Raw genomic sequence first — 25990 nt, forward strand, 5'->3', positions numbered from 1 at the left:
GCGCCGCCCCCCCTGCGGCACCCCGTCTGGACCCGCGTGGGAGGCTTCGCGCTCCTGCTGGTGGCGGCGGCCGTGTGGACGCTCCGCATCCCCCGCGACGCTCCCGCCTCGTGGCTCACGCCGGGCCCCACGCGGCCCCTGGAGGCCCGGCTGACGTACGCGGCCCTCGACACCTACCGCGCCCATGTCCCCATGCGGGGACAGCCCCCCGCCGCGGCGCCGCTGCCGCTGCGGGAGCTGGCCCGCCTGGAGGAGCGCCAGGACTGGCAGGGGCTCGCCGCCGCGTACCTGTACGCCGGGGCCCCCCGGCAGGCCCTGGCCACCCTGCGCGCCGCGCCGGCCTCCGCCAACCGGGACTCCGACCGCGCGGTGGCGACGGCGCTGGGCCGCGGGGGGCCTCCGGAGCAGGCCTCGCTCGATGAGGCCCTGGCCCTGCTGGACGGCGCGCTCCTCCAGCGGCCGGACCACCCGCAGGCCCTGTGGAACCGCGCGCTGGTGCTGCGCGACATGGACCTGCCCCTGCTGGCCGCGGACGCCTTCGAGGCCCTGGCGCATCAGCGCGAGCCGGGCTGGAGCACGGAGGCCCGCGCCCAGGCCCAGCGGCTCCGCGACGAGACGCTGGCCCGGGGACGCGCCTGGTGGCAGGCCTTCGAGGCGACGAAGGACCTGGTGGTGGACCTGGGCGCCCGGCTGCCGCTGGAGGAGGCCGCGAGGCTGCCGGGCAGCGTGCGGCTGGCCTTCTACGACGCGGTCCGGGCGGCGCCCTCACGCGAGGCGACGCTGCGGTTGCTCCCCCTGGCGGACACACTGGACCGGGCCTACGGCGGCACCGTGCTGCGCGCGTACGTGACACGCGTGGCGGCGCGGGACTTCCTCCGGCGCGGGCCCCTGGCCCGGGACTACGCGCGGTTCGTCCGGAACAAGCTGCCCTCGCGCGAGGCCTTCCTGGAGGCGCTGAAGCGCTCCGGCGAGGACGACCTGTACGTGGGCGCGCTCGGGTACGAGCTGCGCGACGGCCGCCCCGTGGACACCGACGCCTTCACGCGGGCCGCGGACGGCCTGGGCGACCCGTGGTTCCACCTCCTCGCCGAGCGCGAGCGCGCGAACCAGGAGGTGCGCGCGGGACGGTGGTGGAAGGCGGAGGCGCGGGTGCTGGAGGCCCTGCGCACCTGCCAGGAACAACGGCTGGACTACCGCTGCGCCGACCTGCGGCGATGGCTGACGGACATGTACCTGTATGAGCTGCACCGGCCGGCGGACGCCTCCGTGCACGCGCTGCGCGGCTGGCAGCTCGCGAAGGCCCAGGGGGAGTGGGAGCTGGAGCGGCAATTCCTCCAGGAGCTGGCGCAGGTGGCGCGCCTGCACCACCGGCTGCCGACCGCGAGCGCGTACCTGCGGGAGTCCCTGGCACGCACGCCCGAGGACCGCCACCAGCGCGGCTACGTGCACCGGAACCTGGCGAGCGTGGCGTGGAGGGGCTTCCGCGTGGACGAGGCGCGCCATGAGCTGGAGCAGGCGATGGCGTCCGGCCTCCCACTGGAGATGCACGGCGCCCTGGTGCTGTCGGACCTGGCCCGCTTCGGTCCCATGCTCGGGGCCGCGGACGCGATGCGCCGGGCCCTCTCCGAGCTGCGCCAGGGCGAGCCCCGACCCGGCGAGCGCGCGCTGATGGACTTCATCGAAGGCCAGTTCAAGCTGGAGCACGACCCCGTCGCGGGGCGCCAGCTGCTGTGGAGCGCCATCACCCAGGCGGAAGCGTGGCCCGACGACGCGAACGCCCGCCGCGCGCTGGCGTATGCCCATGCCGCGCTCGCCTCCGAGGCGGGGCGCACGGGCGCCTTCACCGAGGTGCTGGCCCTGGTGGGACGGCAGTTGAAGCGCGGCGAGGTGCCGGAGCGCTGCGTGCTCGCGGTGTCCGTGCAGCACGAGCGCACGGTCGCGGTGGCGCTCGGGCCGGCGGGCACGGTGCGGGGACACTACGCCCCGGGACGCACGGCGCCGCTCGGACAGGACGCCTCCGGGCTGGTGCCGGCGCCGCTCCAGGACGCGCTGCGGGGGTGCGCCCGGGTGGAGGTGCTGGCCCCGCCCCCCGTGCACGGGCTGCCGGGACTGCTGCCCCCGGACCTCGCCTGGAGCTACCGGATGGGGCCCGCGGCGACGGAGGGGCTCGCGCCACGGGAGGGCACGCACCTCGTCGTGTCCGGCGTGGACACCCCCGTGGCCCTGGGACTTCCCCGGCTCCCGCCCATGCCCCCCACGGGCGCGGACCCCCTGCGCGTGACGCTGGAGGGGGCCCGGGCCACGCCGTCACGCGTGCTGGAGGCGATGGGCTCGGCCACCGAGGTGGAGCTCCACGCGCATGGGGTGTTCAGCCCGGAGCTGTCGGACGCCTCGCTCCTCATGCTGGCCCCGGAGCGGGATGGCCGGTACGTGCTCACCGCCAGCCAGGTGCGGGCGCAAAGGCTCTCCGGAGCGCCGCTGGTGTTCCTGGCCGCGTGCAGCGCCGCGCGCACGGCGCCCTTCCCGCATGAGTCCTTCAGCCTGCCCGCGGCCTTCCTCGACGCGGGGGCGCGCGCGGTGCTGGCCGCCACGGTGGACATCCCGGACTCCGCGGGCCGCTTCTTCAACGCGGTCCGGGAGCGCATCCGCGCCGGAGCCCCGCCCGCCGTGGCCCTGCGCGACGAGCGGCTGCGGTGGCTGGAGGCCGCCCCCGGCGACCGGTGGGTGCACGACGTCCTCCTGTTCGAGTAAGGCCATCCCTCCCCCGGAGTCACGCAAAAGGATGGGACCTGGTGCGTTGTATGGATGAGGCCCGCAGCGGGGCCTCTTCAAGGAGCCGGACATGCCGAACACCCAGGTCCCATCCGAGCAGGTGACGTCCCCGCAGGAGGCGCAGAACGGCCTTCCGAACACGCCGGACAAGCCGCAGAACGACCTCCCGGACAAGCCGCCCCCGGGCCCCGCGGGGCTTCAGTCCCGGTCCGGCGCGCCCAGCGGGAAGTAGGGCCGGAAGTACCGCGCCTCGTCCACCGCCCGGGCAAAGGACGGGCGGGCCAGCAGCCGCGCGCGGTAGGCGCGCAGTACGGGGAAGGACTCGGAGATGCGGTGCGTCCAGTCCGCGTAGAACAGGGAGGGCGCCGCCGCGCAGTCCGCCAGCGTGAACTCCGTGCCCGCGGCCCAGGTCCTTCCCGGGAGCTGCCCTTCGAGCCAGGCGTAGGCGCGCTCCAGCTTCTCCTTTGAAAGCGCCAGGCCCTCCTGGCGCTTCACCGCATCCCCCGTCAGCGCGCCGGCCACCGCGTCCTGCACCGGGTTCATGACGTGCAGGTCGAAGAAGCGGTCGAGGAAGCGCACGTCCAGCGCGGCCATCGGGTCCGCGGGCAGCAGGCGCACCGGACCAGGGTGCACGTGCTGCAGGTACTCGATGATGATGCTCGTCTCCACGACGTCGCGCTCGCCGTCCACCAGGAGCGGGAACTTGCGCAGCGGCCAGCGCCGCAACCACTCGGCCGAATGCTGTGGCGTCTCCGGGCTGATACAGCGGAACTCGAAGGGCGTGCCGTTCTCGTACAGCGCGATGAGCACTTTCTGCGTGTACGAGGAGAAGGGATGACCGTAGAGCGCGAGCGACATCGTCGGACCTTTCAGCTCAACCACTTGTTCTTTGCAAGGGGTTGAACCGTACCGAGACCGCTTGCATGCTGCAAGCATCAACTCCAGGAGGACGGCCATGCCGCAGACAGGACGCTCCGGCTGCCCCATCAACCTGACGCTCGAACAGCTGGGCGACCGCTGGAGCCTCATCGTCATCCGCGATGTGATGTTCGGGAACAGGCGCAGCTATGGCGAGCTGCTCGAACAGAGCGAGGAAGGCATCGCCTCCAACATCCTCGCGGACCGCCTGAAGCGCCTCACCGCGTCCGACCTGCTGACGCGACGCGCGGATCCGAAGCACCGGCAGAAAGGCATCTACAGCCTCACGGAGGCGTCCATCCAGCTCGTGCCCCTGCTCGCGCACATGGCCGCCTGGGGCCGTCGCCATACGCAGCCGAGCGAGGAGCTGTCGGTGCGCGCGGAGCTGCTGGAGAAGGGCGGCCCGCCCCTCTGGAACGCGTTCATGGCGGAGCTGCGCCACCTGCACCTGGACGCGCCGCGCCCACGACGCTCGGTGTTCGGTGAGCTTCAGGCCGCCTACGAGAAAGCCTGCGCGCGCCGTGCCCTATGATTGCGCGCCATGTCCCCTCCCTATGTCCTGAGGACCGTCCAGTCCCGCGCGGAGCTTGAACAGGTCCTGGCGTTGCAACGCAGGAACCTGAAGCAGCACCTGTCCGAGGAGGAGCGGCGCACGCAGGGCTTCGTGACCGTGGCGCATGACCTGCCCACACTGGAGCGGATGCACGCGGTGGCCCCCAGCATCATCGCCCTCCAGGGCTCCGAGCTCGTGGCGTACGCCCTGGTGATGCCCCGCGAGTGCCGGCAGCTCGTCCCCGTGCTGGAGCCGATGTTCGCGCTCATCGAACAGCTGGAGGACGGAGGCCGTCCCCTCAGGGACCGGCGCTTCTACGTGATGGGGCAGATCTGCATCGACAAGGCCCACCGGGGCCAGGGGCTGTTCGAGGCGCTCTACCACCAGCACCGCGAACAGCTCCGCGACACCTTCGATTGCGTCGTCACGGAGGTGTCCGTACACAACACCCGCTCACTGCGCGCGCATGAGCGGGTGGGCTTCCGCACCGTCCACACCTACGTGGACAGCACCGACACCTGGGCCGTGGTGCTCTGGGACTGGACGCCGCTGCCCTGAGACGCGACCACGGGACGGGACGCCATGTGCTTGTGGTGCATCCCCGACAGCTTCAGGGCCAGCTCCGGGCCGCTGACGCTCTTGGGGATGTAGCCGTCCGCGCCGGCGGTCCGCATCAGCTCGCGCAGCTTCGACTCATCCATGGACGAGTAGAGGATGAACAGTGTCTGCGGGCCCGCGAACTGACGCACCACCGACAGGATGCGGTCGCCGCTGAGCGCCGGGATGTTCACGTCCAGCAGCACGATGTCCGGCTGATTCGTGCGGATGAGGTTCGCCACTCCCAGCGCCGCGCGCGTGGTGGTGACTTCGAAGCCGTAGCGGCTGATGGAGCGCTCCACCAACTCGAGCACGAGCGGATCATCATCCACTACCAGTGCCTTCAACTTGCCTTCCGCCATGCTCGCCTCCTGCCTTCCGTGACACCGCGGAGGGAAACCCGAAGTGCGCTACATCCAGTTATTCTGTGAATATACACCTGGACTGGAGTCTTCCGCAATTGCCCAATACGCAGGCTTTACCGCTATTCCACCCCGAGTCAAGGCGGACCGCGACGCAGAGTCATCTCACGAACGTCTGACAGACGGTCAGGCGGCGGGGGCCTGCGGGTGCGCGCTTCAACAGCTCCAGCCGCTCCGGGTTCTCCCACTGCTCGGGCGTGACGTAGATGAACTCGTGCTCGCCGCGGCGGATCTCCCCCGTCAGGTCCTTCAGGGCGCTGGCGCTCAGAGTAGGGACGCCTGCCTCCCTTCGCGCGGAGCACTGACGCCCGGTCGGCTGCTGGGAAATGGACGAGGCGCCCTACCGGGGTGCGTGGGACTTGCACGCCGCGTGTCGGAAACCGATGCGCGCGGGACGAAACGAGCGCACCTTTACCCTGATGAAACACCCCGTGACCGAGCCCTCCCGGCCCACCCCTCACGAAGACGACTTCGCCCTCCTGGTCGGAGTGCTCCCCGCGCCCCTCCAGACCGCCGTGCGGCAGCTGCCCGAAGCGGAGCTGCTGGAGGTGGTGATGGACCTGGGGCGCCCGCCGGAGGCCCGCCTCGTGGGCCGCGTGGCGCGCCTGTCCGACGTGCCCGTGGAGGCGGAGTCGCTCCAGGCCGTGCTCTCCCGCGTGGGCGAGCTGGGCGGGGACAACCGCGCCGGCATCGAGCGGACGCTGCACCGCGTGTCGGCCATCCGCAACCGGCAGGGGCGCGTGGTGGGGCTCACGCTGCGCGTGGGCCGCGCCATCCACGGCACCATCGACATGCTGCGCGACCTGGTGGACTCCGGGAAGAACCTGCTCCTGCTGGGGCGCCCCGGCGTGGGCAAGACGACGAAGCTGCGCGAGGTGGCGCGCGTGCTCGCGGACGCGCTGGGCAAGCGCGTGATGGTGGTGGACACCTCCAACGAGATTGGCGGCGACGGGGACATCCCGCACCGGGGCATTGGCGGCGCGCGGCGCATGCAGGTGAGCCGGCCGGACCGTCAGCACGACGTGATGATCGAGGCGGTGGAGAACCACATGCCGGAGGCCATCATCGTGGATGAGATTGGCACCTCCGCGGAGGCCGCCGCCGCGCGCACCATCGCGGAGCGCGGCGTGCAACTGGTGGCCACCGCGCACGGCAACACGCTGGAGAACCTGGTGTTGAACCCCACGCTCTCCGACCTCGTGGGCGGCCTCCAGACCGTCACGCTGAGCGACGAGGAGGCGCGGCGCCGTCGCACGCAGAAGACGGTGACGGAGCGGCGCGGCACGCCCACCTTCGACATCGTGGTGGAGATGGTGGGCCGCGAGGAGGTGCGCGTGCACCGCGACACGGGCGCCGCCGTGGACCGGCTGCTGACGGGCGCGGAGGTCGGCGGCGAGCGGCGCACGCAGCAGGGCGACACCGTGCGCGTGGAGGCGGCCCCGGAGGTGGTGGTGGCCACGCCCCCGGGCGGGCACGTCCCCCGGGGCACCCCGGCCCTGGGCGCGCCCAGGCCCGGGCCCACCCGCATCGCGGCGCACGCGGTGAGCCGGGAACTGCTGGAGCGCGTGCTGCGCGACCTGCCGGTGGAGGCCGTCGTCGTGGGCCGTCCGGAGAACGCTGAGCTGGTGCTCACCCTGCGCAGCCGCGCCAACTCCCCCCGCCTGCGCCGGGCCGCGGAGCGCGGAGGGGCGCGCGTGGTGGCCCTCAAGCGCAACAGCTCCACGGAGATCCGCCGCGCGCTGCGCACCGAGTTCCACCTGCTGGAGGGCGTGGATCCGAACGACGTGCGCGACGCCGTCGCGGAGGTCGAGGCCGCCATCCAGCGCGTGCTCACGGACGGGGACAGCATCCCGCTGTCGCCCCGCCCTTCGCGCATTCGCAAGGTGCAGCACACGCTCGTCGTCCGGAACCACCTGGAGGCCGTGAGCGTGGGCAGCGAACCGCTGCGCCACCTGGTCATCTACCCCATGGGTGCCGGCATGGCGGAGGTCCCCGACCTCCTGCACGCACAGCCGGACGAGGAAGCGCCGGACGACGAGCACGACGACGACGACGCGGGCCTGGACGACGACGGCGAGGTCCCCCACGAGGCCGGGGAGCCCCCCCTCTCCTTCACCTGAGGCGCTCGTCCCACGCGCGCGGTGTCCTGCGACACGACGCTCCGTGAGGACGACGGGCCCGGACAGCCCCGCCCCTGGGTGCGCAGCGCGCTGCACACGTTTCGCGGGGTCATTGCGTACTCCGCCCTGAGGATTCGCGGGGTTGGGCGGGGCATGACGGTTGCTGAGAGGGAGCGGTACGTTCCACCGCGAGGAAGCGGAAGGACCGCACCGACTTGGAGATCCTCATGCACCGCGCCCCTGTCACCGTCACCTGCCTTGCCCTCGCAGCCCTCGCCTCCGGCTGTGGCGACAACGCCCCCACCGAGGAGGAGATTGACGACGCGAAGGCGCGCGTGGAGCGCGTGGCGGCCTCCACGCACCTGGTGCGCGGCGCGCTGGAGGTGCTGGGCGTGATGCCCGTGTACACGTGCGGCGAGCCCCGGCGCGGCTTCCTGGGCCACGCGGTGGAAGGGTTGGCCTCCCGGGTGTCCTGCGCGAAGGCGACGGTGACGGCGGTGGATGACGTCACCGACGCGGTGGTGCTGTCGTTCAATGACGGGGGCTGTGACGTGCACGGCCTGCGCTTCACCGGCCAGGCGGTGCTGGAGTACCGGGGCGGCGAGGACCTGATGGAGATGTCCGCCGACCTGCGCGGGATGACGGTGGACGGCCAGCCGCTGAACGCGGAGGTGGGCTACGGCACCTGCGGCGACGAGACGCGCCTGTTCGCGGACGTGATGGGCGACGTGCCGGGACGCCAGGGTCACACCTTCCACGTCAACAGCCGCGTGGGCAAGCGCGAGGGCCTGCCCATCATCGGCGGCACGTCGCTGGTGTTCGACGGCCCGGGCGAGCTGACGGGCCCGATGGGCACCGACCGCGTCACCTTCTCGTCGCTGCTGTACGAGGTGGGCAACTATCTGCCCAAGGAAGGCGTCGCCCTGGTGGAGACGGCGGGCGGACGCACCATCAAGATGGCGTTCCAGCCGGTGCTGTGGCGCGTGGGCAAGGTGGAGGTCACCGTGGATGACAAGGAGCCGGTGACCGTGCCCGTGGTGCGCTGAGCCTCACGGCGCGCGGGCCGGGGCGGGGCTCACTCCTGGAAGGACTGGGTGAGCTTCGCGATGGCGCCCGGCAGGCCGCGCACGCGCAGGCGGCTGCCGCTCTCGTCGTAGGCCTGGGAGACGACGGTGGTGTGTTCGTACACCTCGCCGATGCGGCCCTGGCTCAGCCGAACCGGCACCGCCGCACGGTTGGTGACGGTCACTCCGATGAGCTGGCGATAGTCGTTGATGATGCCCTTGTCGCAGCAGGCAAGATCACTGGTCTCCAGGAACCGTCCAGGAGCCGTGAGCACTTCGGCTTTCCGCTTCTCAAAAAGGGTTCGCTCCGCAAGAGCCTGCGCCTCGGAACATTGCAGGGTATCCCAGACATTCTCGGCCGCTGGCATACTCCACATGCGGCCAGCCTTGACCCGCGGTTCGCTGGCTCGACGGAAAGGACGAAGCCATGCGACTCCGCGCCTGCGCCGCACTCCTCCTCTTCCTCTCGGCTTGCGCCACGTCAGCACCGAGCCCCACAGGGCGCGCGTCCCCGAACCCAAGGATCACCAATCTCCAGCGCGCGGCGAAGCTGCCCTGGAGTGATGAGGGCCGGTGCGTCGTCCAAGAGGCTTCCCAGCCCTGGGCCGTGGTGGTGGAGCGGTGCTTTGAGGCTCTCGATTCGGAGCGGATCCGGTTTCACGACCCGACGGGAAGGTGCACGGTCGCCTCCGCGGGCGCGGCGACCCTGGGACTTGGAGTCTGCGTGCTGGCGGCTCCTGAGATTGCCGTGGGAGCCGTGATGGTGCTTGGCGTGGTGGTGGTCGGCGTCGCCATCAAAGAAGCGCTGGACGCATATGAACTCCGCCATGCCTACCCCGAGGAAGCTGGGACCTCACGAGGAATGGAGGTGGCCTCCCGGGAAGCTGAAGCGCAACGCACGCCCAAACCGAAGCCCGAGCCAGCGGGGCAGGACTGGCAGCCCCCAGTGCCACCTGTGCACGTGGACCGGACGGGCCGCGCCAGTTGCGAACCCGTTCCAGTGCCCCACGCGGGCGAGGACGCCCCACACAATGAGTGCGCCGACAAGTTCCCGCCCAACCGTTATCCTCGAATGGACGTGCTCGTTGGCGGTGTGCGCTTCGATGCGCTGCAAGTGGGCGTGCGCGTGCTGTGGGAGATCAAGACCCATCGATTCGACTCATACCCTGACTTCATCCGGAGGCGGGAGATTGAGAAGGAGCTGGCGCAGATAGAAAAGGAGCAAGACGCGGCTGTGGCATGCGGATATGGCTACGTGGTTGGGGTGAGTACCCAATCGCACAAAGACGCGTTGCTCGAAGCGGCCCCCCTGCTTGATGTCGTCGTCACAGGGTGCAAACGATGACCAGGCCTCGTTCCCTCACCTTTATCGTCTACGCGCCCGCACTCGAGGGCAACGATGGCCGCACGCTTGATGTCATCCATGGGATGGAAAAGGCACTTCCCGGTTTGCGCCTGGCGTGGCGAATCCCCGAAAGCGGGCCCCCTATTGCATTGCCGCATCGCGACGCATGGCTCGCGGAAATGACGCAGGATGGGAAATTCCCCCTTTTGTGCAACGGGGATGAGAGTTACCCCGTGACGATTTCGGGAAGGGGAAGCTCGGGGCGCCTCAGCCCGGGCGGACAAGCACGGCTTGAAGTGCATGCGGAAATACCACTGGACGCACCTGTGATCGCGGCAGCGGCGGCTGTGCTTGAGGCCGTGGCCGAGGGCTCTCACGCACACTGGGGGCATGCGTCGCCGTACGGTTACGGATCGGAGGTCGCGCAGCAGTTTCGCCGCTCGCCTCATGGACCTGAGCGTTCACCCCGTGGGCTTCCCATGCTCAACCTTCCAGAGAAGCTCCCCACGCCTGCGATTCCCTGGTTCCTTGGGTGGCTGAACTATTGGTCTGCCGCCACAGCGCGGTCCATCGGGTTCCCGGATCCTGCTCGCGACGCCGAGTTGCTCACGCGGGCGCGGCGTACGGCGTCGGGTGGGTGGGTTGTGCAGCTCACGGATGTGCCGCTCGCCTACGACAACCCTGCTCACCTGGACACGCTCCTTCGTGCCTATGAGCGCTTCCCGGAGATCGGCGGCCGTGCAGCGCCTTGACCCAATTCAGGGGATTGGGACGCGGCTCCGGCTGTAGGACGTGTACCGCACCGGATTGTTGAGACACCAGCGAAGCGGAAGCCGAGCTCAAGGCGCTGATCCAGCAGGCGGGCGCGAGGCTTGCGGAGCTGGACTTTCGCACCCCTCGGCGTGAGGAGCGGATTCCCGGCTGAATCCAGACATGCATCAGGTCTGTCTTAAGCCTACTCCTGGAAGGACTGGGTGAGCTTCGCGATGGCGCCCGGCAGGCCGCGCACGCGCAGGCGGCTGCCGCTCTCGTCGTAGGCCTGGGAGACGACGGTGGTGTGTTCGTACACCTCGCCGATGCGGCCCTGGCGGGCGTAGGGAATCACGAGGTCCGCCTCCACCATGGAGGACTCGAAGAAGGCGATGATGTGCTTGCGCAGCATCGCCACGTCCTCCGGCTGGTGCGCGGAGAGCATGATGGCGTCCGGGTGCTTCGCGAGCAGCGCTTCCCGGGCCGCCGCGTCCAGCCGGTCCGCCTTGTTGAGCAGCAGCTTGCTGGGCACCGTGTCCGCGCCAATCTCACGCAACACCGTGCGGGTGACCTCCAGCTGCGCGGCCCAGGTCGGGTCGGAGGCGTCCACCACGTAGAGCAGCAGCGAGGCCTCCAGCGCCTCGTCCAGCGTGGAGCGGAAGGACGCGACCAGGTCGTGCGGCAGCTTCTGGATGAAGCCCACGGTGTCGGAGACGAGGATGCGCGGGCGGGTCTCCGGCTGCATCGCGCGCACCGTCGTGTCGAGCGTCGCGAAGAGCTGATCCGCGACCAGCACCGTGCTGCCCGTCAGCGCCCGCATCAGCGACGACTTGCCCGCGTTGGTGTAGCCCACCAGCGCCACGCGCAGCTGGTCCCTTCGCGCGTAGCGGCGGTGGTCCTGGTCCTTCTGGATGGCCGCGAGCCCCTCGCGCAATTCCGCGAGCCGGTCGCGGATCTTCCGGCGGTCCAGCTCCACCGCCGAGTCACCCGCGCCACGGCCCTGCTGCCGCTCGCGGCCTCCGGAGGACTCGCGCAGCCGGGGGGCCAGGTAGTTGAGCCGGGCGATCTCCACCTGCATCCGCGCCTCGTGGCTCTTCGCGTGCCGGTGGAAGATGTCCACGATGACGCCCGCGCGGTCCAGCACCTCCGCCCCGGTGGCCTTCTCCAGGTTGCGCAGCTGGCTGGGGGACAGCTCGTGGTCCACGACCACCACGGTGGGCCGGGGCTCCGCCTCGTCGTCGTCCGTGGGCGGGGCCAGCGCTTCCTGTGGCCCCTCGTCATCGTCCTCGTCTCCAGCGTCGGGCCCGGCCTCGGCTTCGGCTTCCGCTTCGGCCGCGGCTTCCCACTTCTCACGGGCCTTGGACGTCTGGTTGAGCGCACCGGACGCGATGACACCGGAGCCGCCCGTCAGCTTCGCCAGCTCCTTGAGCTTGCCCGTGCCTAGGACGGTGCCCGTCGCCAGCCGGTCGCGCTTCTGGGTGACGGTGGCGACCGAGTCGTAGCCGAGGGTGTGGACCAGCCGGCGCAGCTCCGCGAAGTCCGCGGCGTGCTCTTCGTCCGAGACGCCGGGAAGCTGGACACCGACGAGGACGGCACGCGGACGTTCAGGGAGGGTTTTCGCCATGCGCATGCTGTTAACACGTCGGGCCGCCCAATGACGGCGCGAGTCAGCCTGGCCGACACTCCCCGTCCGGGGCGGCTCCTCGCCTGGGTGGGGAGGGGGCAGGAATGCAGAAGGGGCAAGGCGGCGTCCGGGGTAGGCTCCCGCGCTTCCACGCCGCGCTCGCGCGACTCCAAGGCCTCCCCTTCATGACATTTGCTTCGCTCGGCCTCTCGGAGGCGCTGACCCGCGCCGTGGCCGACCTGGGCTACGACGAGCCCACGCCGGTGCAGCGCGCGACCATCCCCGTGGTGCTGCGCGGCGGTGACGTCTGGGCTTCGGCCAAGACGGGCTCGGGCAAGACGGCCGCGTTCCTGCTGCCCCTGTTGGAGTCGCTCCGCTCGCGTCCGGGCGGGTCGTCCCGGCAGGTGCGCGCCTTCATCCTGGTGCCCACGCGGGAGCTGGCCGCGCAGATTGTGGAGGCCGTCCAGCAGTACGGCCGTCACCTGCCCAAGCCGCTGAAGACCTGCCTCGCGGTGGGCGGCGTCTCCGCGAATCCGCAGATGCTGGCGCTGCGCGGCGGCGCGGACATCGTGGTGGCCACGCCCGGCCGCGCGCTGGACCTGGTGGAGCAGAACGCGCTCCGGCTGGGCGCGGTGGAGACGCTGGTGCTGGACGAAGCGGACCGGCTGTTCTCGCTGGGCTTCGCGGACGAGCTCACGCGCCTGCTGGAGCTGCTGCCCGAGCGCCGGCAGAACCTGCTGTTCTCCGCCACGTTCCCGCCCGCGGTACACAAGTTCGCGGAAGCGCTGCTGCACGAGCCCACGCGCATCGACGTGGACGAAGGCGAGCTGCCCACGACGGACCTCATCGTGCAGCGGGCCATCCAGGTGGACGAGCCCCGGCGCACGATGCTGCTGCGGCACCTGCTGGAGACGAACACGTGGTCGCACGTGCTCACGTTCGTGGCCAGTCGCTACGCGGCGGACCATGTGGCGCTGAAGCTGAACCGCGCGGGCATCGCCGCGAGTTCGCTGCACGGGGAGCTGAGCCAGGGTGCTCGGACGCAGGCGCTGGCGGACTTCAAGGCGAAGCGCGTGCGGGTGCTCGTGGCCACGGATGTCGCCGCGCGCGGCCTGGACATCGCGCAGCTGCCCGCGGTGGTGAACTACGACCTGCCACGCTCCACGGTGGACTACGTACACCGCATCGGGCGCACGGGCCGCGCGGGGGACAAGGGCGTGGCCATCAGCTTCGTCACCCCGGACATGGAGGCCCACTTCCGGCTGATTGAACGGCGCCACCACCTGGACATCCCGCGCGAGCAGGTCCCGGGGTTCGAGCCGACGGAGGCCTCCGCGACGGCCAGTCCCTCCGCGCCGCCGCTGGATCCGAACGGCGGCGTGAAGGGCAAGCGCAAGAGCAAGAAGGACAAGCTGCGCGAGGCCGCCGCTGCTGCTGCTGCTGCTGCTGCTGCACGCCCACCGAATCGCAAGCGTTAGCGAAGGCTCAGGCCCACAGCTCCTGCTCCAGCGTGTCCAGGAGGGCCAGGGCGACCTCGGGCGTGGGCAGGCCCGCCGCGGTGACGAGGCCCGCGTCGGGCGGTACCGCGAGCTGCGAGCGCAGCAGCGCCACCGCCTGCCGCTGCGCCTCCTTCAGCTCCTCCCGCTCCGAAGCGGAGAGGCGCGGGCGGACCCACTGGTCGATGTCCCACGACAGCCCCGCGTGTCGCGTCTCGTCCACGGCGATGCGCACCATGGCTTCGCGCACCTCGGCGTCCTGCGCGTGCAGGGCCTGGTGGTGGGCCAGGAGCGCGCCATACGTCTCGCGCACGCAGCCCTCCACGGCGTTGTCCAGGGCCACGTCGATGAGCGGGCGCAGGGGCAGCGCGGCGACCACGGGACGCTGGGGCGTGGCACCGAAGCGGCGAGCAATCCTTCCCGTCACTTCGGTGTGCAGCACTTCATCCACGGCGCTGCGGCGGGCCGCGTCCTGGAGGCCCGCATCCGCGCCGTGCAGGGCCAGCTCCTCGCGCAATCGCAGGAAGGCGTGGACCGAGGCGGCTTCCAGGTGCGCGGCCTCCGCGAAGTACTGCCCCAGCACGTCCATGCTTTCGCACGCGCCCGCGACCTGGAGCCCCACGGGCCTCCGGCCGACGGTGCAGTTGGGGTCGCCCTCCTGCAGGACGTAGCGCGCCTCTTCTCTGACCTCGCCGGAGGGGAACACCTTCACCACGTGCTGGGTCAGCGCCGTGTCCTTCCCGCAGGTGGAGCCCTGGTGGCCAATGACGTTGAACGTCCCGTCCGCGTTCGTCTTCACCGCGCCCATCTTCAGCTCGGTGCAGCTCAGCCTGTTGCCCGCCGCGAAGGCCAGGAGCACGGCCTCCTGTTCGGTATCGGCGGTGCCCAGCAGCCCCTGGACGGCCTCCAGCGTCGGGTACGTCTTCACCTCATCGCCACGCGTCGTGATGAAGAAGTAGTCGGAGCACACCGGCCCGCAGTTGAAGTGGAGGCCCCCGCTGGGATCCGCAGCCTCCAGGGCGGCCTGACAGGCGGTGGCATCGGTGGCCGTCGCGCAGGGCTGGCCCTGGGAGACCACGGGCCACGTCCAGAAGAGAGGCGGCTCCGCCATGGGGTGCTTCTCGCGGTTGCGGAGCTGGATGACGTCCGGCGCCGGGGCGATCGTCAGTCCGCCAAGCGAGATGGCGCCCCCTTCGCACATCACCTGCGAGTAGCCCGTCAGGTCGGCGCTCGTGGGCCCCCCGGCGTCAATCACCCCGCCATCAACGGGCACCCCGCCCCCGGAGGATCCGCAACCCGCCAACACCAGCGGCGTGGCGAGCGAGGCCCGCAGGGCCCGCGAGAAGAGGTGGTGCAGTCGGAGTGCGTTCATGGGCGTCTTCCAGGTGAGCGGTCTTGGGATGACAACAAAGGGAATGACAGGGCTTGGACACCCGAGTCATTCCCCTTGGGACATCGGGCCCCCACTCAGGCCCAGAGTTCCTGCTCCAACGTGTCCAGGAGGGCCAGGGCGACCTCGGGCGTGGGCAGGCCCGCCGCCGTGACGAGTCCCGCGTCGAGCGGCACCGCGACCTCCGCGCGCAGCAGGGCCACCGCCTGCCGCTGCGCCTCCTTCAGCGCCTCCCGCTCCTGCGCGGAGAGGCGCGGACGGACCCACCGGTCGATGTCCCAGGACAGGCCCGCGTGCCGCGTCTCATCCTCCGCGATGCGCACCATGGCTTCGCGCACTTCGGTGTCTTGCGCGTGCAGCGCCTGGTGGTGGGCCACCAGCGCGCCATACGTCTCCCGCACGCAACCCTCCACGGCGTTGTCCCGCGCCACCTCGGAGAGCGGACGCAGCGGCAGTGCGGCCACCGAGGGCTTCATCGGCGTGGCACCGAAGCGGCGCGCGAGCCGCCCCGTCGCGTCGGTGTGCAGCACCTCGTCCACGGCGCTCGCGAGCGCCGCGTCCTGGAGGCCCGCGGCGGCGCCGTGCAGGGCCAGCTCTTCACGCAGCCTCAGGAACGCATGGATGGACGCCGCCTCCAGGTGCGCGACCTCCGCGAAGAAGCGCCCCAGCGCGTCCATGCTCCCGCACCCGTCCGCGACCTGGAGCCCCGCCGGCCGCCGGCCGATGGCGCAGGTCCCCGTGCCCCGCTCCAGGACGTTGCGCTCCAGCTCCTGCACCTCGCCGGAGGCGGACACCCGCAGCACGTGCTGCGTCACCTCCGTGTCCTTGCCGCAGAGATACCCCTGGGTGCCCACGACGTTGAAGGTGCCATCCGGGTTCTGCTTCACTGCGCCCCGCACGAGGTCGCCGCAGGCCAGCCTGTAACCCGATGCGAACACCATCAGCGCGGCCTCCTGCCGGGTGTCGATGGTGCCCAGCAGCCCCTTGAGCGCCTCCAGCGACGCGTAGGTCTTCACCTCGTCCCCGAGCGTCGTCGCCAGGAAGTACTCCGCGCAGGTCTGGACGCAGACGTTGTGGAAGCCCTCGGTGGACTGCGCGGCGTCCAGCGCGGCCGCACAGGCCTGGGCGTCGGTGGCCGTCGCGCACGGCTGTCCGGAGGAGCTGGTGGGATCCGACGCGGGCGGCTCCGTGGGCCGGATGGAGCGGAGCTGGAGGAAGTCCGGCTTCGGTGAAATCGTCAGGTCGCTGACGGCGGGGGCGCCCCCGTCGCATTCAATCTCCGCGTAGCCCTTCAGGCTCGTCCCCCCGTCATCGGAGCCACAGCCCACCAGCACCAGGGGCGTGGCGAGCGAGGCCCGCAGGGCCCGTGAGAAGAGGTGGCGCAGACGCTGTGCTTGCATGGGATGGCTCCGTTGAATGAGGTGTCCCGGGCACCAGAGCAATGCGGATGCCACCCGTCCTTCCCCTCCGGCGCGCCCGTCAGGCAGCGCGCATCCCGCGTGTGGAAAACCGAGGAGGGATCAGAAACCTGAGGGCGAAACCGCTAGCGTGTGTGAAGGACCCGACTGGAGGAAACCCCCGTGCGTCGTGATGTCGCCGTGCTGCTGGAGAACGCCCCGTCGCGGCGCCGCGCGCTGTCCGAAGCGGCCTTCGTGTTCTTCGCCGTGCTCGGGCCCTCGTTGGTGGCCCGGGTGGGCACGTGGGCCGTGGTCGTGGTCGCGGCCCTGCTGCTGGCGTGGGGGCTGGCCCTGCTGCGCCCCTGGGAGGCCACGCGCTGGGCGGGATGGCTGGGCATCCTGGGAATCGTCGTGGCGCTGAGCGGCACGGGCGCGGGCGCCTGGGTCGCCTCCGATGCGGAGGTGGAGAAGGGCTTCTCGCTGTCCATGGGCCCCCTGGTCATCCGCGCGCTGGGCATGTGCCTGCTGGTGGCGGTGCTGCTGTGGCGCGACGGCCAGGGGCCCGCGCAGGTGGGGCTGGTGCGCGAGGGCTGGTGGCGGGAGCTGCTGCTGGGCGTGCCGGTGCTCGCCGCGACCTACGCGGTGCACATCGCCGCGTCGGTGCCGCTGGCGGCCATCGCCGTGGCGCTGAAGCTCGCGGGCAAGGAGCTGCTGGCGCGCAAGGGGGTGGCGGCGGCGCTGCTGGACACGGGGCTGGGGGTGCCCGCGTTCGCGGCCATCATGGTGGTGGTGACGGGCTTCGAGGAGTTCGTCTTCCGAGGCTTCCTCGTGCCCCGCCTGCGCGTGGTGTTCGGGCGCTGGGTGCCGGCGGTGCTGGGCGCGGCGGTCCTCTTCTCCGTGGGCCACTTCTACGAGGGCACGCTCGCGGTCTTCCAGACCCTCGTCATGGGCGCGTGGTTCGGGTTCGTCTTCTGGTACCACGGGCGGCTGCTGCCATTGATTGTCGCGCACGCGGCGTTCAACACCATCAGCTTCGCGCTGGTGATGTGGCTGTCACGCTCCGGCTTCCTGGACAAGCTGCCTCCGATGTGAGGCCAGGGGTCTGGGTCACTCCGGCGAGTCAGCGCCGTACTCGAAGCCCTCGTAGTCGAAGGCCCGCTCAATCGCTTTCAAGTCGGCTCCTGTACCACCGCAGCTCCTGACGATGTCGCGCCACCGGGAGGACACGCGCGCCTTCATCGTATCGATGACGTGCGTGGCCTCTTCTTGCGACAGGCGGAAGCGTGCGCATCCACTCAAAAGGTTGCGGCGGTTGGCCCGGCGATGCTGCGTGCTTCCCACCTCCATCGCGAGATCGCGCTCCGTGCTGGCCTGCGGTGCTGGCGTGAGGTCATAGGCGGGAGACAGGTTCCAGCCGCTCCCGGCCGCGATGAGCGCATGGTTCCTGGGGTGATCATCGATGTTCGAGATGAGCGCGTTGAACACCATCCGAGCGAACAGCTCTCGCAAGTCCTTGTCCGGGTCACGGACCCAGCGCTTCAACTCATCCGCCAGCAGGAGGTAGGACCAGCTTCCGCGCTCGTTTGGACCGGCGCGCGGGTTCTCGTCGGCGCGGAGCACCGTCAGGGCGCTGACCATCCGGTGCCGGAGGTAACCCTGCTCGACGCGCTCACGGTCGAACCGGCGGACCAGGAGCACGTCCTGCCCGGCGACCTTGACGACCTTCCCGGATGCAGCCCGAAGGCCACATTCGTGGGCGAGCTTCAGCATGCCGTGCTCGACCGCCGCGTTGTTCCACCGGTCCCCGCGTGACGGGAACTTGGCGAGCCACAGGTCGTCATCGTCCTCCACGACGTTCTTGGGACGCGCGCCTCCCATGGAGCTGCCCGGATGCACCAGGGTGTCGACCTGCGGCGAGGGTGGCAGCTCCTGCTCGACCCGGCTGGCTTCCTCCATCAGCAATCGCAGCGAGAGCACCTTGTTGAACTGATGAACGGGGGCAGGCGGCTTGCTGTCCGTGCCAAAGGACAGCGCACCCGCCCGATCCTCCGGGGAGTTGAGGAGGAAGCCGACCTCGGTCAGGTCCCCACGACCCAGCTGGCGTTCGAGGATCCGGCGGCCCCAGGCATCGGGGGAAGCATCTCGAAGCGAGCCGAAGATGCCTCCCAGCCGGGCCGTCCGGAAGGTGCCTTCCCGCAGCGGAAGCTCGAACGGCTCCAGCTCGACTGCGCGAGGGTTGGCCAGGTAGCTCCTGCCGTAGACGAACTGCCCGATGCCGTCCTGCTGGACGTAGCGCCCGCAGGTCACGACGTCGAGCGAGTCCGGGAGCTGGAGGTACACGTAGCAATCCGACGCGTCAGAAGTCGGCATCGAGCTCCTCCTTGGACTTGAGGACCACGCGCGTCGGTTGGCGGGCCCGCTCGAGCGCCTTTCCCTCCTCGTCACGGTCTGGCGAGGCCAGGTCGGCGAACTCGCGTTCGAGCCCCAGGGCCCACAGGACCGTGAAGTAGGCACTGAGGGCGGTGGTGGGGCTCCCCTCCTCGATTCGCCTGAGCGTCCCGGGCGCCAGCCCCGTCTTCTTCGCGAGATCCACCTGACGGAGCCCACGCCGGATCCGCGCCCGCGCGATGTTCTTGCCCAGCGTGGTGATGGCCCGGACCACCGCGAAGGGGGTCGTGTCGTCCGTCAGGTTCTGGCGAGGCATGCTTCAATATATTGCCTCTTGGCGCCCTCAAGAACCAATCTATTGACTCCAGCGGCCAGAAAGGGGCCGGGCAGGCAGCCCGGCCAGGGACCCAGGCGCTAGGGAACGGGCGGCGGGGTGTAGAGGACTTCTCCCGTCTGGCTCATGACCATCGTGACGCGGTCCCAGGACACGGGATTGAAGAGGATGACCTCGGGGGCGGTGTGGGATTCCCGCAGGTACCACTGCTCCCGCGTCAGGTTGGGGCGGCCCATGCTCCCCTCCGAGAACGTGTGTCCCTTCACCTGGATCACGTCCGTCGAAGCGGGCTGCATGAAGATGTAGACGAGCGCCGGATTGTTCGGGTCACTGCCTCGGGCCTGACCGAGCAGCGCGTCCCCCAGGAACGTGTTGGACCGGTTGCGCGTGGCGAGCCAGTCCGGCTGATCATGCGAGCTGACGGTCCAGCTGGCCGTGAGCATGTCCGCGTCCTTCTTCCACGGCGTCAGGCCCTCGACGTCGGTGGGGAGCTGGCCGTCCACGAACGTCTCTGGAGGTGCGATGGGTCCGTAGGGCTGCAAGCCCTTGCCGGCGATCAGCGCCTCGTATTGGGTCGCAGGGGTGAGGTGGACGTAGAAGTCCGTGACGGCGCCGTCAGTGCCCTGGAAGTAGAAGGCGCCCGTCGTCTTGTCCACCAGCACCGAGCCCCCTTCCACGGCCTGGAAGACGCGCAGGTTCTCGGGCTTGAGCCCCTCGAGCCCCGCGGCGTCGAGCGAGCCCTCCTTGATCTTCGCCGGCATGACGGAATACGCGCTGGCGAGGAACGTCTGGGGCACTTCCCGCATGCCTTGCGAGCCATCGTAGATGTACCGCTTGCCATTGGGGGCCGTGTAGACAGGACGCCCTCCCAGCCCCTTCTCCATCCGCACCGTCAGGGGATCCACCCCGACGCGGACGAGCTCCTTGCTCTCGTAGACGGCGAGCTTGGGTGGCTGCAGGGACATGCGCGTGTTCCGGGCGCTGTCCACCGTGCTGGGGCGCTGCATCCACTGGACGTAGTCCTGCGCGACTTCCGGGGGCACCTTCGTCGCGTCTCCGTCCGACGCGGCGACCGCGCTCCGGTAGGCGTCCTCCGGAGACACGCCCTGGCCCAGGTGGTAGCGCTGGAACAGCTCCAACGCCTGCGGCGTGAAGAGCCGCTCGGCGCGGACCACCTGGTTGAGCGCGCGCTCCGCGTCGGTCAGGGTCTCCGGCGCCGTCACCGCGCGGTTCGCGATGTCCGCGACCTGTTCGAACGTGTAACCACCGGACTGGAGCTGCCGCAGCGTGGTCAGCGTCGCGTCCGTCACCTCGGCGCCGGCGTCCAGCCGGCTCGCCAGCCGCAGGCCCAGAGGCGACGCGAGCAGCTGCTCCAGCGAGCCGAGCATCTGCGCCGCCTCCGTGGCGGCCCCCGCGCCGCGCATCACGCGCACCGCCTGCGCGATGTCCGCCCCGTCCATCACGATGCCGAACAGGTTGAGCCCCTGCTCCAGCAGGTACTGGAACGCGCCCGGGTCCTCCACGCCGGAGAGCTCACCGAACTGCGACAGCCGCTGCGCATCCACGAAGCGCTCGTGGGTGCGGAACATGCCGTAGCCGCCGGCCAGCAGCGACGTGCCCGCCATCGACGCGATGAGCAGCGGCGCCGCCGCCCCGCCCGTGGCCGCCGTGAGGATGGTCGCGCCCAGCCCCGCCACCGCGCCCGTCAGCCCGATGGCCAGGTCCTTGCGCGCCTGGGTCTGCTGCTGCTCCGCGTACGTGTCGAAGAGCCCGCCCGTGAAGATGAGCGCCCGCCCCAACGGACCGGGCTGCCCGTTGGCGCCACCCGCCTCGCCCGGTGACGTGAGCCGCGAGGCCAGGGCCTCGAAGGCGCGGCTCGCGGACGGCAAGAGGTCCATCGCGGTGGGCGGCGGCACGGCCTTCGCGAGGTTGCGCTGCAACGTCGCCACGTCCGCCAACGCGCCCTGCAGCAGCGTCCCGTATCCCTGGGTGAGGCCCGCGGTGGTCCCCGCGAAGCCCGACTGCGAGGTGATGCGCTGGAGCATCGCGGCGCTGGACGCGGGGCTCGCTTCCGGGGCGAAGCCCGTCGAGCCGAACTGGACGGACGGGCTGAGCTGCCCGTTGGAGACCGTGAAGCGCGCGGTCATGCCGGGCGCGAGTTCCTGGACCAGCTGCGCCGGGTCCACCACGCCCAGGAGCGGGTTCTGCTGATAGAGCGCCGAGACGCGCGCGGAGGCCTGGTCCTGGTACGCCTGAAAGGTGAGCCCGGAGGCGCGCAGCTCCCCGGCCGTGCTCAACGCCTGCGTGAGCCGCTGGCCCGCTTCCGTCATGCCGAACGCGGGGGCCGGGCTGACGGCGCCCTGGCCCGAGTACTGGCTCATCGCATCCACGACGGCCTGTCGCTGGGAGACGGGCAGGGCCAGCAGGGCCTCGGCCGACACGGGCAGGCCGGTGACGGCGCCGTTCGTCAGGCGCGACAGCTGGGGCCCCAGCGCCGCGGGCTGCCCCGGCATGCCGGCGGGCGCGGCCTTCCAGTCCCGCTCCACGCCCTGGCACTGGGTGTTGAGCGCCTGCATCTCCGTTGTCAGCGTCAGGAAGGGATCCGGCTGCTGGAGGATGCCCATCAGCGCCTGGAGTTCGGCGGCGGCCACCGCCAGCGCGCCCCACTGCTCCGGGGTGGCGTTGGGCAGCAGCAGCGCCGCGCGGTTCAGGTCCGAGCGCTGCGAGGCGAGCTGCGCCTCCGCGAACTCGCGCACGTACGTGTCGAAGCCCTTCTCCGAAGGGGCGTTCACGTAGGCGGACATCGCCACCAGCGCCTCGGACTGCGCCTGCACGGCCTGCGATTCGAGCACCGCCTGTCCGGCCTGCGCGCGCTGCGGGCCGGGAGGCAGCAGGGCCTGGGCCTGCGCCATCACGCCCGCGAGCGCCCCGGCCTCCGACGCCAGCGCGGCGGCCGGCGCTCCGGCCAGGTCCGAGGGCACGTTGGAGAGCGTCCCCGAGGATTCGGCCAGCGCCTGCTGGCCGGTGGTGATGAGGAAGGCGAGGACCTGGGGGTTCGGCGGCTTGCGGGCCAGCTCCAGCTTCAACTCCTCCCGCACCGTGGTCAGCGGCTGCGTCAGGCCCGGGCTCAATGGATCCGTCGCGCCGGGAGCGCGCGTCGTGGGCAACATGCGCGCGAGCTGCTGGAGCGCCTGCGCGCCCCCCATGAGCAGCGAGCCCACGCTGAAGCCCGGTGTGGTGCCCGCGCGCGCGTCCTGCTGGGGCGCCGCCGTCTGGGTGGCCGTGTTGACGAAGGTGCTCACCGTGCTCACGACCTGCTGGAGCGCGAGCAGGCCCTTGTTCACCGGAGGCGTGACGACGGGCGGCGGTGGGGGCGGGGCGGCTTGCGTCGCCGCCGGTTGCGGTTTGATGACAACAGGTGCCGGTGGCGTGTTGCCACGGATTGGACCAGCCATGCGTGTTCCCCCTTGCATACGCCCGGCGGGTCCGGACGCGCCCGACACATGCCGATGTCCCGGCATCCCCCTCGGATGAATACATCAGGTGTCGACACGGAAAAAGGTCCGCCCCGGTAGTCGCCCCTCCCCCAACCCGGGCTCCTGGACCCCGGACCGATACATCCCGGCCTGAAAGGTATACGCTGTATACCTGAGCACTCCGCTCACAGGAGGAACACCGCATGGGCGACCGATGGCTGCTTCGTGGAGCGGAGGTCATCACCTGCGACCCCGCACAGGAGGACCTGCCGCGCGGTGACGTCCTCGTGGAGGACGGGATCATCGTCGCGATGGCGCCCGAGCTGCACGCCAGCGACTGCCGCGTCGTCGACCTGCGCGGGAAGCTGCTCCTGCCGGGGCTCATCGATGCGCACCGGCACACGTGGCAGACGCCCCTGCGGGCCCTGGGGGCGGACTGGACGGTCATGGACTACCTGGCGGCCGTGCGCGTGAAGCTTGCTCCCGCGTTCCAGCCGGAGGACGTGCATGCCGCGAACCTCGCCGGGGCGCTGGAGGCGCTGGACGCGGGCATCACCACGCTCGTGGACTACTCGCACTGCATCGAGTCTCCCGGACACGCGGACGCCGCGCTCACGGCGCTCGAGGACTCCGGCATCCGGGCGCTCTTCGCCTATGGCCTCGCGGCGGGGCCCCGGCAGAGCACTGCGCTGCCCACGCATGCGAGCCGGCTCGCGGATGCACAGCGCCTGCGGACCACGCGGCTGGCGTCGGACACCGGGCGGATCCGCATGGGCATCGCTTTGACGGAGATGCAGGTGCCGTGGGAGCAGAGCCGGGCGGAGATCCTGTCCGCGCGCGAGCTGGGCGTCCCCCTCACCGCCCACTGCTCCGCGTGGCCCGTGTCAGGCCCGAGCGAGGTCCAACGCATGGCGGCCGAGGGACTGCTCGGTCCGGACGTGCTCTTCGTCCATTGCACGTTCAGCTCCGATGAGGACCTGAAGCGCATCGCCGACAGCGGTGGCGCCATCGCGGTGACGCCGGAGACGGAGCTTCAGATGGGCATGGGCTTTCCTGTCACCGGCCGGGCGCTGCGCGCGGGGGTCCGCACGACGCTCGGTTGCGACGTCGTCTCCAGCAACGGCGGGGACCTGTTCACCGCGATGCGGCTGGCCCTCCAGGTGGAGCGCGCCAGGGCCCACGAGCGCGACGGCCTGTCCCGGGTCCTCGCGCTCAAGGCGGCGCGCATGCTCTCCATGGTGACGCTCGATGCCGCGGAGGCCCTGGGCCTGGGGCGCGTCACGGGCTCGCTGCGCCCCGGCAAGGACGCGGACCTCATCGTGCTCACGGGCGATGCGCTCAACCTGACGCCGCTCAATCGCCCCCGGGACGCGGTGGTGCTCCAGGCGCACGCGGGCAACGTCGAGTCGGTGATGGTCCGCGGACGGTGGGCGAAGTTCCAGGGCGACCTCGTCGATGTCGACGTGGCGGCGGTCCGACGCCGTGTGGTCCAGGCTCGCGACGCCGTGCTCGCCCGCGTGGGCGGGCCGTCCGCGCTCCTCGGCGAACGGGAGGCGCTCGCGGAGCACTGGGAGATGGGCGCCGCGAAGGACGCGTGACTCAGCCCGGGCGGGAGCGGGGACGCTTCTTGCGCGGGGCCTCCTGCCGGACGTCGATGCGCCGCTGGATTCCCTCCAGCATGAAGCCGAGGCTCGCCTCGAACTCCTTCCCGACATCCGTGGCCCGCATGTGCGGCACGCTGTGCGCCAGGCCCGGGTAGTCCTTCGCGGGAAGCGCCTCCGCAGCCGCGAAGAACTTCTCGAACGGCGGGGGTGTCCCTTGAGCGCTCACATCCCACGGCTCCTGCCTGCGGACCGCTCCGGCCAGCCACGAGAAGAAGGTGTTGTGCAGCGCTCCCGCCTCCTTCCACGGGATGCCCGCGCCGTGCAGCTTGCGGACCGTCCGGTCCAGGATGACCAGCGACGTGTGCACCGTGGGGCCCTCGTCCAACAGGAAGTCCATCAGCCCCCGGTGCTCCAGCCCCATGGCGCGCACGCGGCGCGCGAGCACCCGGAGCCAGGACACCGGATCCAGCCGCTCCTCCGGGAACACGACCGTGCCCAGGATGGCCTCCACCGCCAGGAGCACCAGTCCGTCCCGGTGCTCCACATGCTTGTACACGGCCATGGGCGTCACCCCCAGCCGCTCCGCCAACGTCCGCATGGAGAGCTGCCGCAACCCCTGCTCCCGCACGAGCACCACGGCCGCCTCCACCACGAGGTCCCGCGAGAGCCTGGGAGGACGCTTGCGCGCGGCGGAGGTCATGCGCCGAAGCATACGCGCTACACGGGCAGCGGCGCCGTCATCGCCTGCGCCAGCTCGCGCGCCAGCCGCCGGGCCACCTCCGGCGAGGGCAGCCCCGACTGACGGGCCACCGCTCCGGGCAGGTGGCTTGACTCCGCGTCACGCTCCAACGCGCGCCACGCCTCACGGCGCGCCGCCTCCACCCTCGCCCGCGCCTCGACGGAGAGCCGACCCAGCGCCCACGCATCAATGGCCCAGGACAGCTCCGCGTGGCGCAGCTCGTCCGGCGCGATGGTGCCCAGCGACTCACGCACCGCCGCATCCTCCGCGCACCGCGCCTGCCATTGCGCGAGCAGCGCGCCGAACGTCTCGCGCACGCAGCCCTCCACCGCGTTCTCGAGGGCGAGCGCCTCCAGCGACCGGGGCTGGAACGGCGCCACCGTCAGCTCCGGCATCGCGGCCCCGTGCTGGACCGCCAACGCTTCCATCACCCGCGCGTGCCGCACCTCCTCCCCCGCTGAACGACGCGCCGCCCGCACCAGCCGCTCTGGCGCACCGTGCGACGCCAGTTCGTCCGCGAGCCGCTCAAAGGCCGGGACGGACGCGGCCTCCAGGTGCGCCATCTTCGCGAAGAGGGCCCCGAGCGCCGGCACTCCCACGGCCAGCGCGCCATCACTGCACAACCCCTCCGGCCGGCGCCCCTCGCAGAGGAACGGCACCTCGCACCACACCTCGTGGGAATCAAGGCTGTTCTGGGCGGCGGGCTTGATCGAGCAGGGCGCGCCGCCGCCCACCTGCGCGCAGAGCGCCTCGCAGGACATGTCCGCCGTGGCCACGCCTCCGTCGCTCAACCGGATCTCACCGAGGAGGTACATCCGCTGCATGGAATCCGACTCGCAGCCCCACGTCGAGGAACACGCCATCCCCAACGTGGAGACGGGCGCGAGGAGCAGCAGGCGGGAGAAGGCACGGCGGAGCTTGCGGCGGGACATGAAGTCACCCTCATCAATCACAGACCTGCCGGCTCCAGGCCCCCCCCATCCTGCCACGACACGCCCCGC

General features: G+C 71.0%; 22 protein-coding genes. 11 read left to right on the forward strand and 11 right to left on the reverse strand.

The genetic code is table 11. The features are described from left to right. Both D7X12_RS20000 and D7X12_RS42940 read left to right on the forward strand, forming a co-directional pair. Positions 1-2751: CHAT domain-containing protein (locus D7X12_RS20000; protein WP_120626877.1), on the forward strand; the 2751-nt coding region annotated here is incomplete at its 5' end. Positions 2752-2842: 91 nt separating this feature from the next. Then, complete coding sequence (locus D7X12_RS42940) at positions 2843-3004, forward strand: hypothetical protein (protein ID WP_158620081.1); 162 nt, start codon at positions 2843-2845, stop codon at positions 3002-3004. Here D7X12_RS42940 and D7X12_RS20005 read toward each other — a convergent pair. Further along, the gene (locus D7X12_RS20005; RefSeq protein WP_120626878.1) at positions 2971-3630 is read right to left on the reverse strand and encodes a glutathione S-transferase family protein; all 660 of its coding nucleotides are present in this window, start codon (positions 3628-3630) and stop codon (positions 2971-2973) included. The two genes, D7X12_RS42940 and D7X12_RS20005, sit on opposite strands and share 34 nt — an antisense overlap. A 97-nt stretch (positions 3631-3727) precedes the next feature. Between D7X12_RS20005 and D7X12_RS20010 the strand changes: the two genes are divergently transcribed. Beyond that, positions 3728-4222, forward strand: a complete 495-nt coding sequence (locus tag D7X12_RS20010; protein ID WP_120626879.1) for a winged helix-turn-helix transcriptional regulator — start codon at positions 3728-3730, stop codon at positions 4220-4222. 9 nt (positions 4223-4231) lie between these two features. After that, complete coding sequence (locus D7X12_RS20015) at positions 4232-4801, forward strand: GNAT family N-acetyltransferase (protein WP_120626880.1); 570 nt, start codon at positions 4232-4234, stop codon at positions 4799-4801. Here D7X12_RS20015 and D7X12_RS20020 read toward each other — a convergent pair. Continuing rightward, positions 4741-5202 carry a response regulator gene (locus D7X12_RS20020; RefSeq protein ID WP_120626881.1) on the reverse strand — a complete coding sequence of 154 codons (462 nt, stop codon included), beginning with the start codon at positions 5200-5202 and terminating at the stop codon, positions 4741-4743. The genes D7X12_RS20015 and D7X12_RS20020 overlap by 61 nt on opposite strands. 491 nt (positions 5203-5693) lie before the next feature. Between D7X12_RS20020 and D7X12_RS20025 the strand changes: the two genes are divergently transcribed. Next, a complete protein-coding gene (locus tag D7X12_RS20025; RefSeq protein WP_244224661.1) occupies positions 5694-7382 on the forward strand; it encodes an AAA ATPase domain-containing protein in 1689 nt (562 codons plus the stop codon). A 227-nt stretch (positions 7383-7609) separates the two neighbouring features. After that, positions 7610-8428: a hypothetical protein gene (locus D7X12_RS20030; protein ID WP_120626896.1), complete on the forward strand. Its 819-nt coding sequence runs from the start codon at positions 7610-7612 to the stop codon at positions 8426-8428. A gap of 29 nt (positions 8429-8457) precedes the next feature. Here the strand turns inward: D7X12_RS20030 and D7X12_RS20035 are convergent, their stop codons facing one another. After that, positions 8458-8721, reverse strand: a complete 264-nt coding sequence (locus tag D7X12_RS20035) for a hypothetical protein (protein WP_120626883.1) — start codon at positions 8719-8721, stop codon at positions 8458-8460. Between the two features lie 152 nt (positions 8722-8873). Between D7X12_RS20035 and D7X12_RS20040 the strand changes: the two genes are divergently transcribed. Beyond that, positions 8874-9791 (forward strand): DUF6310 domain-containing protein, encoded by a 918-nt coding sequence (locus D7X12_RS20040; protein WP_120626884.1) that lies wholly within the window; start codon positions 8874-8876, stop codon positions 9789-9791. Then, a complete protein-coding gene (locus D7X12_RS44395; protein WP_120626885.1) occupies positions 9788-10543 on the forward strand; it encodes a DUF5953 family protein in 756 nt (251 codons plus the stop codon). Before D7X12_RS20040 ends, D7X12_RS44395 begins: the two co-directional genes overlap by 4 nt. A 203-nt stretch (positions 10544-10746) precedes the next feature. Here D7X12_RS44395 and hflX read toward each other — a convergent pair whose 3' ends face one another. Next, positions 10747-12171, reverse strand: a complete 1425-nt coding sequence (gene hflX, locus D7X12_RS20050; protein WP_120626886.1) for a GTPase HflX — start codon at positions 12169-12171, stop codon at positions 10747-10749. A 179-nt stretch (positions 12172-12350) separates the two neighbouring features. On the opposite strand from hflX, the gene D7X12_RS20055 reads away from it, so the two are divergent. Further along, a complete protein-coding gene (locus D7X12_RS20055; RefSeq protein ID WP_120626897.1) occupies positions 12351-13643 on the forward strand; it encodes a DEAD/DEAH box helicase in 1293 nt (430 codons plus the stop codon). 7 nt (positions 13644-13650) lie between these two features. On the opposite strand, the gene D7X12_RS20060 is transcribed toward D7X12_RS20055, so the two are convergent. Both D7X12_RS20060 and D7X12_RS20065 read right to left on the reverse strand, forming a co-directional pair. Next, positions 13651-15033 carry a ferritin-like domain-containing protein gene (locus D7X12_RS20060; protein WP_120626887.1) on the reverse strand — a complete coding sequence of 461 codons (1383 nt, stop codon included), beginning with the start codon at positions 15031-15033 and terminating at the stop codon, positions 13651-13653. A 95-nt stretch (positions 15034-15128) separates the two neighbouring features. Next, complete coding sequence (locus tag D7X12_RS20065; RefSeq protein WP_120626888.1) at positions 15129-16451, reverse strand: ferritin-like domain-containing protein; 1323 nt, start codon at positions 16449-16451, stop codon at positions 15129-15131. Between the two features lie 180 nt (positions 16452-16631). Here D7X12_RS20065 and D7X12_RS20070 point away from each other — a divergent pair, with 180 nt between their 5' ends. After that, positions 16632-17540, forward strand: a complete 909-nt coding sequence (locus D7X12_RS20070) for a CPBP family intramembrane glutamic endopeptidase (protein WP_120626889.1) — start codon at positions 16632-16634, stop codon at positions 17538-17540. 15 nt (positions 17541-17555) lie between these two features. Here D7X12_RS20070 and D7X12_RS20075 read toward each other — a convergent pair whose 3' ends face one another. The 3 genes from D7X12_RS20075 to D7X12_RS20085 all read right to left on the reverse strand — a co-directional run bounded on the left by D7X12_RS20075 (position 17556) and on the right by D7X12_RS20085 (position 22625). Continuing rightward, positions 17556-18818: a type II toxin-antitoxin system HipA family toxin gene (locus D7X12_RS20075; RefSeq protein ID WP_120626890.1), complete on the reverse strand. Its 1263-nt coding sequence runs from the start codon at positions 18816-18818 to the stop codon at positions 17556-17558. Beyond that, the gene (locus tag D7X12_RS20080; RefSeq protein ID WP_120626891.1) at positions 18805-19152 is read right to left on the reverse strand and encodes a helix-turn-helix domain-containing protein; all 348 of its coding nucleotides are present in this window, start codon (positions 19150-19152) and stop codon (positions 18805-18807) included. Before D7X12_RS20080 ends, D7X12_RS20075 begins: the two co-directional genes overlap by 14 nt. Before the next feature lie 98 nt (positions 19153-19250). Beyond that, a complete protein-coding gene (locus D7X12_RS20085; RefSeq protein ID WP_147443738.1) occupies positions 19251-22625 on the reverse strand; it encodes a hypothetical protein in 3375 nt (1124 codons plus the stop codon). A gap of 224 nt (positions 22626-22849) precedes the next feature. On the opposite strand from D7X12_RS20085, the gene D7X12_RS20090 reads away from it, so the two are divergent. Then, positions 22850-24244: an amidohydrolase family protein gene (locus D7X12_RS20090; protein WP_120626893.1), complete on the forward strand. Its 1395-nt coding sequence runs from the start codon at positions 22850-22852 to the stop codon at positions 24242-24244. Position 24245: 1 nt separating this feature from the next. Here the strand turns inward: D7X12_RS20090 and D7X12_RS45080 are convergent, their stop codons facing one another. Next, positions 24246-24950, reverse strand: a complete 705-nt coding sequence (locus D7X12_RS45080; protein WP_158620082.1) for a TetR/AcrR family transcriptional regulator — start codon at positions 24948-24950, stop codon at positions 24246-24248. Between the two features lie 17 nt (positions 24951-24967). Continuing rightward, positions 24968-25921 (reverse strand): hypothetical protein, encoded by a 954-nt coding sequence (locus D7X12_RS20100; RefSeq protein ID WP_147443739.1) that lies wholly within the window; start codon positions 25919-25921, stop codon positions 24968-24970. Between the last annotated feature and the right edge of the window lie 69 nt (positions 25922-25990).

It is taken from the genome of Corallococcus sicarius, assembly GCF_003611735.1.
GTDB classification, from domain to species: Bacteria; Myxococcota; Myxococcia; order Myxococcales; family Myxococcaceae; genus Corallococcus; species Corallococcus sicarius.